This window comes from Verrucosispora sp. SN26_14.1, from assembly GCF_004307965.1.
In the GTDB taxonomy this organism is placed as follows: Bacteria; Actinomycetota; Actinomycetes; order Mycobacteriales; family Micromonosporaceae; genus Micromonospora.
This window is the reverse complement of sequence record NZ_SISL01000187.1, coordinates 1-10,947: the sequence shown is the minus strand read 5'-3', so window position 1 is coordinate 10,947 and position 10,947 is coordinate 1. Positions and strand designations below refer to the sequence as shown.

Below are 10,947 nucleotides of genomic sequence, written 5' to 3'. Positions count from 1 at the left end.
ATCCGGGGCTGGCGGGGACGGAAGACCGGGCCACCCGCACCGCCGCCGGGCTGGCAGGCGCCTCCGGGGTACGCCCGTCCCCGTAAGCGTCGCCGCTGGCCGTGGATGCTGCTGCTGACCATCGCCTGCTGCTGCGGCTGCCCGGCCTACTACGGCGTCCCGATGGCCAGCCAGTACCCGGCGAACGCCTCGCTGCCGAGCCAGGTGGCCGATCTGGAACTCCGCCAGGACGACCGCAGTACGCAAGCCGCCCGACGGCTGGAGACGCAGATGCGCCAGGCGCACCTGCTCGCCGACGACACCTTCGCCGGCATCTACACCACCGGCGCCGGCAAGCAGGTCACCGTCTTCGGCGGCACCGGCTTCCGCTTCGCCCCCTCGGCCGACGCCGACGGCGAGATCGAACGCCTCACCCAGCAGTACTCGCTCGGTGAGGCGCAGGTCGTGGAGACCGGCGTGCGGGGGCGGCACGAGCGGTGCGCGGTGGGCAACGTCGACGGCGTCGGGGTGGTGGTCTGCACCTCGGTCGACCACGGCAGCATCACCAGCGCGGTCTTCACCGGGCTCTCGGTGGACGACAGTGCCGAGCTGCTCGCCACCATGCGGCGACAGATCGTCTCGACGAAGGGCGGCTGAGCGGGCCCGTCCGCGGCCTGCGCTCAGCCTGCGGTCGGCCTGCGGTCGGCCCGCCCGGGGTCGACCGACCCGGGGGTCTACTGACCCGGAGCCGACTCCCCCGGCGTCGACTGACCCGGGTGCGACTCGCCCGTGGCGGGCCCACCCGTGGTCGGGCTGCCCGGCGTCGGCTCGCCCGGGGCGGGCGGCTTCGCGCGGGGCGGGGCGTAGCGCGGGACGTACTCCTGGCCGGTCAGTTTCTGGATCTCGGCCATCAGCTCGTCGGTCATCTCCCGCAGCGACGTCCGGTCCGCCGAGCGGCCGGTGAAGTCCAGCGGCTTGCCGAACCGCACGGTGATCTTCGCGCCCCCGGGTCGCGGCATCCGGGCGCCGATCGGCTGCACCTTGTCGGTGCCGATCATGCCCACCGGGATGATCGGGACACCGGCGGCCAGCGCCAGCCGGGCGGTGCCGGTGCGTCCCCGGTAGAGCCGGCCGTCCGGCGAACGGGTCCCCTCGGGATAGATGGCGACCAGGTCGCCGCCCTGGAGTGCGGGGATCGCCGCGTCGAAGGCGGTCAACGCCGCCCGCCCGCCGGCCCGCTCGACCGGGATGGCGCCCAGGCCGTTGAGCACGAACCGATGGAACGCACCCTTCGCCCCGGTACCCTTGTAATAGTCCGACTTGGCCCAGAACGCCAGGTGCCGAGGCACCACCGTGCCGAGGAACAACTCGTCGGCCACGGACAGATGGTTGCCCGCGAAGATCGCGCCGCCGGTCGCCGGGATGTGCTCCAGCCCCTCCACGTTCGGCTGAAAGGCCAGCCGCAGTGCCGGGGCCACGGTGTACCTGCCGATGGTGTAGAGCAGCGGCACTGGTCCTCCGGCGGATCGAGTGAGGTAGGGGCGGTGTCACCGTAGCGGACCGTCGCACTTCGACCGGAGCGAGGTCGGGCAGGTCCGCAGGCTGGGTGCCGGATGTTAGGAAGGGCCCCCGGTACTACCGCAGGCGTTAGTAGGGGGCCCTTCCTTACACATCAACACACGTCAGCTCACACGCGACGCACCGCGACCGTCACCTGCTCGCCCTCGCCGACCTCACCGGCGAAGCCGTCCAGCTCGTCGGCGAAGTCGACGCGGTCCGCCAGCACCTCACGGGCCACGAACTCGGCGTACCCGGACACCGCCGCGCGCACCTCCGCCGAGGCCGACACCGTCACCGCGATCCGGTCCGAGACGTCCAGGTCGGCGTCGCGGCGGGCCTGCTGGACCACCCGGACGACGTCCCGGGCCAGCCCCTCGGCGGCCAGTTCGGGGGTGACCACGGTGTCCAGCACCACCACCCCCTCACCACCCGGCAGCGGGGCGGAGTGCTCGGCGTCGGCCGCGACCAGCCGCAGCTCGTACTCGCCCTCGGCCAGCGTGACCCCGGCGGCGACCGGGGCGCCGTCGACCAGCTCCCACTCCCCCGCCTTGACCGCCTTGATCACCTGCTGCACCTGCTTGCCGACCCGAGGTCCGAGCGCCCGGGGCACCACGGTGAGCACCTGCTGGCAGTACGCCGACACCTCGTCGGTGAAGACGACCTCCTTCACGTTGACCTCGTCGGCGACCAGGTCGGCGAAGGGCCGCAGCTGCTCGGCCGCCGGGCTGGCGACGGTCAGCTTCGCCAGCGGCAGCCGGACCCGCAGACCCTTGGCCTTGCGCAGCGACAGCGCCGCCGAGGCGACCGCCCGGGTGGCGTCCATCGCGGCCACCAGCTCGTGGTCGACCGGGAAGTCCTCGGCACGCGGCCAGTCGGTCAGGTGCACCGACCGCTCACCGGTCAGCCCGCGCCAGATCTCCTCGGCGGTCAGCGGCGCCAACGGTGCCACCACCCGGCACAGCGTCTCCAGCACCGTCCAGAGCGTGTCGAACGCCTCCGTGTCGCCCGCCCAGAACCGGTCCCGCGAGCGACGCACATACCAGTTGGTCAGCGCGTCCAGGTAGGACCGGACGGTGGCGCAGGCCCCCGAGATGTCGTACGCGTCCATCTGCGCGCCGGCCGTCTCGACCAGCTCGTTGGTCTTGGCCAGCACGTACCGGTCGAGCAGGCTGCCGGCACCGGTCGCCACCGCGTCGGTCTTCCGTTTCGCCTGGTAGCCGTCGGCGTTGGCGTACAGCGAGAAGAAGTACCAGACGTTCCAGAGCGGCAACAGCACCTGCCGCACGGCGTCCCGGACGCTCGACTCGGTGACCGGCATGTCCCCGCCCCGCAGCACCGGCGACGACATCAGCATCCACCGCATCGCGTCCGACCCGTACGAGTCGAAGACGTGGTAGACGTCCGGGTAGTTGCGCAGGCTCTTGGACATCTTGCGCCCGTCGGAGCCGAGCAGGATGCCGTGGCTGAGGCAGTTGCGGAACGCCGGCCGGTCGAACAGCGCGGTGGCCAGCACGTGCATGGTGTAGAACCAGCCCCGGGTCTGCCCGATGTACTCGACGATGAAGTCACCCGGGTAGTGGCTCTCGAACCAGTCGCGGTTCTCGAACGGGTAGTGCACCTGGGCGAAGGGCATCGAGCCGGACTCGAACCAGCAGTCCAGCACCTCCGGCACCCGGCGCATCGTCGACCGGCCCGTCGGGTCGTCCGGGTTGGGGCGGACCAGGTCGTCCACCGCCGGCCGGTGCAGGTCGGTCAGGCGTACGCCGAAGTCGCGCTCGATCTCCTCCAGCGACCCGTACACGTCGACGCGCGGGTGGTTCGGGTCGTCCGAGCGCCACACCGGGATGGGCGAGCCCCAGAACCGGTTCCGGCTGATGGACCAGTCCCGGGCGTTGGCCAGCCACTTGCCGAACGAGCCGTCCTTGATGTGTCCGGGCGTCCAGTTGATCTGCTGGTTCAGCTCGACCATGCGGTCCTTGAACGTCGTCACCGCGACGAACCACGACGACACCGCCTTGTAGACCAGCGGGGTGTCACAGCGCCAGCAGTGCGGATACGAGTGGGTGTAGGTGTCCTGCCGCAGCACCACCCCCCGCTCCTTGAGCTCCCGGATCACCGGCTTGTTGACGTCGAAGACCTGCTCGCCCTCGTAGGGCGGGACCAGCCCGGTGAACCGGGTGTGGTCGTCCACGGTGACGATGGTCGGGATGCCGGCCGCGTTGCAGACGTTCTGGTCGTCCTCGCCGAAGGCCGGTGCGAGGTGCACGATCCCGGTGCCGTCCTCGGTGGTGACGAACTCGGCGCCGAGCACCTGGTACGCCTGCGGTCCGGCCTGCGCGACCAGGAAGTCGAACAGCGGGGTGTACCGCCGCCCCACCAGGTCGGCGCCGCGTACCGTGCCGACCTGCTCGTACCCCTCCAGTTCCTTGGCGTACGCCCCGAGGCGACCGGCGCCGACGACGTAGCGCTCGCCGTCGCGGTCCAGCACCGCGTACTCGATGTCCGGCCCGACGGCCAGCGCCAGGTTCGACGGCAGCGTCCACGGCGTGGTGGTCCAGACGCCCAGCCGGACCGGCCCCCGGAGCAGTTCCGGCGCGGACTCGTCGGCGGTCAGCCCGAACCACACGGTCAACGTGGGGTCGTGCCGGTCCCGGTAGACGTCGTCCATCCGGGTCTCGGTGTTCGACAGCGGCGTCTCACACCGCCAGCAGTACGCCAGCACCCGGAAGCCCTCGTAGATCAGACCCTTGTCGTGCAGGGTCTTGAAGGCCCACATGACGCTTTCCATGTAGTCCAGGTCGAGGGTCTTGTAGTCGTTGGCGAAGTCGACCCAGCGGGCCTGCCGGGTGACGTACCGCTCCCAGTCCTGGGTGAACTCCAGCACGGAGGAACGGCAGGCGTCGTTGAACCGGGCCACGCCGAGGTCGAGGATCTCCGCCTTGCTGGTGATGCCGAGCTGCTTCTCGGCCACCACCTCGGCGGGCAGGCCGTGGCAGTCCCAGCCGAAGCGCCGCTCCACCCGCCGGCCGCGCATGGTCTGGTAGCGCGGCACCACGTCCTTGACGTACCCGGTGAAGAGGTGACCGTAGTGCGGCAGGCCGTTGGCGAACGGCGGGCCGTCGTAGAAGACGTACTCGTTGTCGGCGTCACCGGCCGAGGCACCGGTCGCCGTCTCCGGCTGCCGGCCGGAGGCGGGACGCTGCTCGACGCTGGCCTCGAAGGTCTTGTCGGCCGTCCAGTGCTCCAGCACCCGGCGCTCGACCGCGGGCAGGTCCGGGCTGGCCGGGACGCCGGTGGCGGTCGGGTCGTGCAACGGATAGCCCATCGGGGGTCGCTCTCCTCGCTGACGCTCACTGTCGTGTGGGTCTGCGAGGACGAGCCGTCACCGGTACGCCGTCACCGGCGCCCCGGGCCGGGCCCGCGGTACCACCCCGCTTGGTGGCCGGAGTACGACCACCCGCTCGTTGACCGGCTGTGACGGGCCGACCCCGTCCGGTTCTACTGAGCCGGTCACCCGGCCGTTCTTCCGGAGGCTCACCGGTGATTGCCGGATCATCGCCATACCCACCCATGATACCCATCCCACCCGTCCCCCTCCTCCCGATAACCCCACCCCGCCGATCATGGAGTCCCGGCAGTCGCAAACCGGGCCGCACGGGGCGAATCACCGACCACGAGTCCATGATCGACGCGCACCTCCACGACGAGCCTCCATGACCGGCGTCACAGGGTGTACCTGTCACGCCCTGTGGGGTGCGCCCGTCGTGGGGGTGTCGGAGCGATCTAGCGGGAGGGTTGTCATGCAGCGGATGAACGTGGCGGAGGTGGCGCCAGGGGCGTTCAGCGCCGTGATGGGGCTGGAGAAGTACGTCCGGGCGAACGTGGACCACACCGTGCTGGAGCTGGTGAAGCTGCGCGCCTCGATCCTGAACGGCTGCGCGTACTGCGTCGACATGCACAGCCAGGAGGCGCTCGGCGCGGGTGAGTCGAGCCGGCGGCTGTTCGCGGTGGCCGCCTGGCGCGAGGCGCCCTTCTTCGACCAGCGGGAACGCGCCGCGCTGGCGTTGACCGACGCGGTGACCCGGCTCGGCGAACACGGGGTACCCGACGACGTGTGGGAGGACGCGGCGAAGGTCTGGCCGGAGAAGGCGCTCGCCGACCTGGTCCTGGCGATTGCCACAATCAACGTGTGGAACCGGATCGCGGTGACCTTCCGCAACGATCTCCCGTCGGACGACTGAACCCGGCGGAGGCGGCGGAGGCGGCCGGTGCGCTCGACGCGCACCGGCCGATGCTGCTCGGTCTGGCGTACCGGCTGCTCGGCAGCCGGCACGACGCCGAGGACGTGCTCCAGGAGACCTACCTGCGCTGGGCCCGCGTCGACCGGAGCCGGGTGACCGAGCCACGCCGCTACCTGTCCCGGGTGGTGACCCACCTGTCCATGGACCGGCTGCGGGCCCGGCAGGCCACCCGGGAGGCGTACGTCGGGCAGTGGCTGCCGGAGCCGGTACCGACGGCACCGTCACCGTTCGGCCCGTTGGAACGCGCCGAACTGCGCGACTCGCTCTCCACCGCGCTGCTGCACCTGCTGGAGCGGCTCACCCCGCCGGAGCGCGCGGTCTACGTCCTGCACACCGCGTTCGAGCTGCCGTACGCCGAGATCGCCGAGCTGCTCGACCGTTCCGTCGAGGACTGCCGTCAGTTGCACCACCGGGCCGCCGCCCGGATCGGGCGCGAGCAGCGCCGGTTCACCGCCGACCGGGCGGAGCAGGAGCGACTGCTGGAGGCGTTCATCGCCGCCGCCGGCGAGGGTGACCTGCGGAGGCTGACCGAGCTGGTGGCCGCCGACGCGATCGCCTGGAGTGACGGCGGCGGTCGGGTGAGTGCCGCCCGCAACCCGATCACCGGCGCGGACCGGGTGGTCCGGTTCCTGCTGGGCGTCCGCGAGAAGGGCTGGCCGCTCACCGTGCACCGCACCGAACTCAACGGTCAGCCGGCCGCCGTGGTGATCACCGCCGGCGGCTCCCGGTATGCGGTCATGCTCGGCACCGCCGACGGTCGGATCACCGACATCTTCCTGGTCGCCAACCCGGACAAGTTGCCCTGGGCGACCTGAGCCGGCCCGTCGACGGGCCGGCTCGCCGCTGTCGTGAGCCCAACTCGGGGAGGCGGTCGTCAGCCCAGCTCGGGGAACCAGAGCGCCAGCTCGCGCTTGGCGCTGTCCGGGGAGTCGGAGGCGTGCACCAGGTTCTCCCGGTTGGACAGGGCGAGGTCGCCCCGGATGGTGCCGGCGACGGCCTTGCGTCCGTCGGTGGCGCCGATCAGACCCCGCACCACGTCGATCACCTGGTCGCCGGAGAGCACCAGCGCGACCAACGGGCCGCTGGTCATGAACGTCTTCAGCGGCGGGTAGAACGCCTTGTCCACGTGCTCGGCGTAGTGCTCGTCGGCCAGCGCGGCGTCCATCGTCCGGGACGCCATCGCGTCGATCCGCAGCCCCTTCCGCTCGAAGCGGGAGACGATCTCGCCGACCAGGCCGCGGCGGACCGCGTCGGGCTTGATCAGTACGAGCGTGCGCTCGTCCGGGCTGCTGCTGGACACGCTGGGTTCCTCCTGAGGGCGTAAGTCGGTCGGGCTGGGTACGGTCAGCCTAGCGACCCGGTCCCGGCCCCGGCGCGGTGGTCGGTCCTTCCCCCGGCCCCCGATCCGGCCTAGCCTGGCCCTGACCACCCGGGAGGTCCACTGTGGCGAACGGCGGGAACCGACCCATCGCACCGGTACGCAAACTGATCGCGGCGGTGCTCGGCACCGTGGCCAGTTTCGTCGTGCTGTTCGGGCTGGGCATGACGAGCTGGGCCATCGTGGCGCTCGGTGTGGCCCTGCTGGTGCTGGCGATCGCGCTGGCCACCGTACGCGGCGGCGGTCGCACCTGGGTCGTCGGCGCCGGGCACGTGCACAGCGCCTCCGAACCACCCACCCAGTACGCCTTCGGCCGCTGCGAACTCCAGCTCGTGATCGACGCGCCCGGGCTGCCGCCCCGGTCCAAGAAGATCATCGAGCCGCGGGTGCCGGTCGCCAAGTGGCCGTCGCTGGGCCAGACACTGCCGATCCGGGTGGCGCTGGACGACCCGCGACACGTCCGGGTGCTCTGGGACGAGGTGCCCACCCACGCCGAGGCCGGCACCGCCGACCTGCCGCCCGAGTTCGCCGACGAGTTCGTCGGGCAGGGCCCGCCGGACGAGGTGCTGATCGGGCAGCAGGCCCCGCCGTGGGCCGACCGGCCGCCGGAGGACGACTTCCACGACCCGCTGGGTGACCCGCTCGGCACCCCGCTCCGCGACGACCCGGTCGAGCCGGTCGAGTCCCGGGACCCGGTCCGGGTACGCCAGCGCCCGGGTGGACCCGTGGTGCTGGAGGGCACCGTGGTCGAGCAGAGTAGCGACGCCCCGTTGCCCCGCCGCGCCACGCCCGCGCCACGTACCCCCGCCGAGGAGCGGTTCGCCGCGACGGCCGCCGCCCCGGACGAGACCGACCTCTTCGCCGACCTGCCGCGCGACGACCACCCGGCCGGCGCGCCGGTCACCGGTACGCCGAGCACGGCACCGGCCGCCGGACGACCGGCCGATCCGCCCTCCGCCCCGACGGGCCCCCTCGACCCGCTGGACCTGCCGCTGGACGACCCGTACCCGACGACCGCCGGGCACACCCGGTCGGCACCGCACGAGGACGAGCCGGTGCACGCGGCGGCGACCGGCGCCCCGGACCCCGACGATCCGCAGGTGGACGACCGGGAACTGGACGAGGCGATCTTCGGTTTCGACCCGGACACCGCCGACCTGGCCGCCCCGATCAGCGGTGTGGGCATCACCCTGCTCGTCACCGAGCTGTCCCGATCGCTGGAGTTCTATCGGGACCGGCTCGGCTTCCGCGAGGTCGACCGGGGCAACGGCAACGCGGTCCTCTCCTCCGGGGCCACCCGGCTGGTGCTGCGCGAGGTGACCGGCGCCCAGCCGATGAACCGGCGGCTGGTGCACGTCAACCTCGACGTCGACGACATCCAGTCGGCCTACGAGCGGATGCGTGACTCGGGCGTCCGGTTCACCTACGCGCCCCGGGTGGTCAACCGGGGCACCAAGCTGGAGGTGTGGGCGGCGGCGTTCCGCGACCCGGACGGGCACGGCATCGCCCTGACCCAGTGGCGGGAACGCGCCGAGGCGTGACCCGCCGACCGGCACGGACGCCGGTCAGCCCAGGATCACCCGACGGACGTGCAACGCGTACGCCCACACCAGCGCGAAGATGACGCCCAGCGCGAACAGCGCCCAGTGCAGCAGGCCGGACAGCAGCAGCAGACCCTGCAACACGGTGCCGGCCTGCCACGCCCAGGGTCGGCGCATCAGCCCGGCCAGCAGCGCCGCCAGCACGGCCAGCGTCACCACCGCCGCGAGCGCCGGACCGCCGAGGTCACCGCCGACGACCCGGATCGGTTGGATCGCCAGCAGCAGCACCAGCGCCTCCAGCGCGAGGGTGCCTGCGCCGAGTCCGCGTACCGCCCGCTGCGGATCACGCAGCCCGGACCGGCGCTGTCCCGGCGGACCGTCACCGTCCGTCCCGGGAACGCCCTCGGGCTGCCCCGATCCGGCACCGCCACCGGTGATGGTTTCGGGGGTCTCGTCCGGCCGGGCCGCGCCCGTGGGCTCGCTCATCGCTTCAGCAGGCGGCGGGCGTCGGCCACGGTCACCACCGAGCCGGTGATCAGCACCCCGACCCCGGCCAGTTCACCCGGTACGTCCTCCTCGGCCAGCGCCACCGCCGCCTCGATCGCGTCCGGCATCTCCTCGGCGACCTCGACCCGGTCCGGCCCGAACACTTCGGCGGCGAGCGCGGCCAACTCCTTGGCCGGCAGCGCCCGGGGCGAGCTGTTACGGGTCACCACCACCTGGTCGACCACCGGTTCGAGCAGCTCCAGCAGGCTCGGCGCGTCCTTGTCGGCCAGTGTGCCCACCACCGCGACCAGCTTGCTGAACGCGAACTCCTCCTGCAGGGCGGTGACCGTGGCGGCCATCCCCTGCGGGTTGTGCGCACCGTCCAGCAGGATCGTCGGGGCGTTCCGGACCCGCTCCAGGCGGCCCGGCGAGCTGGCCGTGGCGAAGCCCTCCCGGACCGCCTCCACGTCCAACTGCCGCCGCGCGCCGGCGCCGAGGAACGCCTCCACGGCGGCGAGCGCCAGCGCCGCGTTCTGCGCCTGGTGCGCGCCGTGCAGCGGGACGAACACCTCTTCGTACACCCCGCCGAGTCCTTGCAGGGTGAGCACCTGCCCGCCGACGGCGACCGCCCGACGCAGCACGCCGAACTCGGCGCCCTCGCGGGCGATGGTCGCGCCCACCTCGGCGCAGCGTTGCAGGATCGGCTCGGCGGCCTCCTCCTCCTGCGCCGCGCAGATCACCGTGGCGCCGGGGTGGATGATGCCGGACTTGGCGACCGCGATGTCCTGGAGCGTGTCACCGAGCCACTCGGTGTGGTCCAACCCGATCGGCGTGAGTACGCACACCCCGGCCTGGATCACGTTCGTGGCGTCCTCGGCGCCACCGAGGCCCACCTCGACCACGGCGATGTCGACGGGAGCGTCGGCGAACGTGGCGAACGCCAGCGCGGTGGTCATGTCGAAGTAGGTCAGCGGCTCCGCCGACCGGTCGTCCACCAGCTCGGCCAGCGGCTTGATCTCCTGATAGACCGCGGCGAACCGGGTCTCGTCCACCGGCTCGCCGTCCAGGCTGATCCGCTCCCGGACGCTCTCCAGGTGCGGGCTGGTGTACCGGCCGGTGTGCAGCCCGAACGCCCGCAACAGCGAGTCGATCATCCGGGCCGTGGAGGTCTTGCCGTTGGTGCCGGTCAGGTGGATCGACGGGTACGCCCGCTGCGGGCTGCCCAGCAGGTCGAGCAGGGACGAGATGCGGTCCAGCTCGAACACCATCCGGGTGAAACCGCGCCCGGCCAGCTCCGCCTCCGCCTGGGCGAAGGCGGCGTGCGCGGCGCGGTCGCCGCGCGGCCGACCACGATCGGTGTTCTCGGTACGGTCGTCGCTCACGAGGGCAGGGCCTCCAGGGCGGCGTCGATCCGGGCCAGGTCGGCCTCGGCGACGGCCAGTCGTTGACGGATCTTGGCGACGACCGGTTCGGGGGCCTTGCCGACGAACGCCGGATTGTCCAGCTTCGCCCGGGCCTGCCCGGCCTCCTTCTCGGCCGCCGTCCGGTCCTTGGTCAGTCGCGCCCGCTCGGCGGCCACGTCGATCGAGCCCCGGGTGTCCAGCGCGACGTTGACCTCGCCCGCCATGGCCAGCGTGGCGCTGGCCTGGAAGTCGTCGGCGGGCGCGTCGAGCCGCGCGAGCGACCGGATCAGCGGTTCGTG

General features: G+C 72.3%; 7 protein-coding genes and 3 pseudogenes. 4 read left to right on the top strand and 6 right to left on the bottom strand.

Annotation, left to right across the window (positions count from 1 at the left end):
• Positions 1-636 (top strand): annotated as a pseudogene (locus EYA84_RS17455) (hypothetical protein); the annotation flags it as partial.
• Between the two features lie 167 nt (positions 637-803).
• Here EYA84_RS17455 and EYA84_RS17450 read toward each other — a convergent pair.
• Together EYA84_RS17450 and ileS are read right to left on the bottom strand one after the other, a co-directional pair.
• A pseudogene (locus EYA84_RS17450) lies at positions 804-1,490 on the bottom strand (lysophospholipid acyltransferase family protein); the annotation flags it as partial.
• Between the two features lie 176 nt (positions 1,491-1,666).
• Positions 1,667-4,864 carry an isoleucine--tRNA ligase gene (gene ileS, locus EYA84_RS17445; protein WP_131054122.1) on the bottom strand — a complete coding sequence of 1,066 codons (3,198 nt, stop codon included), beginning with the start codon at positions 4,862-4,864 and terminating at the stop codon, positions 1,667-1,669.
• A gap of 475 nt (positions 4,865-5,339) precedes the next feature.
• On the opposite strand from ileS, the gene EYA84_RS17440 reads away from it, so the two are divergent.
• Both EYA84_RS17440 and sigJ read left to right on the top strand, forming a co-directional pair.
• Complete coding sequence (locus EYA84_RS17440) at positions 5,340-5,780, top strand: carboxymuconolactone decarboxylase family protein (protein ID WP_131054121.1); 441 nt, start codon at positions 5,340-5,342, stop codon at positions 5,778-5,780.
• Positions 5,729-6,655, top strand: a complete 927-nt coding sequence (sigJ, locus tag EYA84_RS17435; RefSeq protein WP_236145818.1) for an RNA polymerase sigma factor SigJ — start codon at positions 5,729-5,731, stop codon at positions 6,653-6,655. Before EYA84_RS17440 ends, sigJ begins: the two co-directional genes overlap by 52 nt.
• A 59-nt stretch (positions 6,656-6,714) precedes the next feature.
• On the opposite strand, the gene ndk is transcribed toward sigJ, so the two are convergent.
• Positions 6,715-7,140, bottom strand: coding sequence for a nucleoside-diphosphate kinase (gene ndk / locus EYA84_RS17430; RefSeq protein ID WP_131054120.1), 426 nt, complete (start codon positions 7,138-7,140; stop codon positions 6,715-6,717).
• A gap of 143 nt (positions 7,141-7,283) precedes the next feature.
• Here ndk and EYA84_RS17425 point away from each other — a divergent pair, with 143 nt between their 5' ends.
• Entirely contained in the window at positions 7,284-8,759 is a 1,476-nt protein-coding gene (locus EYA84_RS17425; protein ID WP_131054119.1) for a VOC family protein, read from the top strand.
• Between the two features lie 24 nt (positions 8,760-8,783).
• Here the strand turns inward: EYA84_RS17425 and EYA84_RS17420 are convergent, their stop codons facing one another.
• The 3 genes and pseudogenes from EYA84_RS17420 to EYA84_RS17410 form a co-directional block, all read right to left on the bottom strand.
• Positions 8,784-9,245, bottom strand: a complete 462-nt coding sequence (locus EYA84_RS17420; RefSeq protein WP_131054118.1) for a DUF4233 domain-containing protein — start codon at positions 9,243-9,245, stop codon at positions 8,784-8,786.
• Positions 9,242-10,513: a folylpolyglutamate synthase/dihydrofolate synthase family protein gene (locus tag EYA84_RS17415; RefSeq protein ID WP_236145819.1), complete on the bottom strand. Its 1,272-nt coding sequence runs from the start codon at positions 10,511-10,513 to the stop codon at positions 9,242-9,244. Before EYA84_RS17415 ends, EYA84_RS17420 begins: the two co-directional genes overlap by 4 nt.
• Before the next feature lie 110 nt (positions 10,514-10,623).
• A pseudogene (locus EYA84_RS17410) lies at positions 10,624-10,947 on the bottom strand (valine--tRNA ligase); the annotation flags it as partial.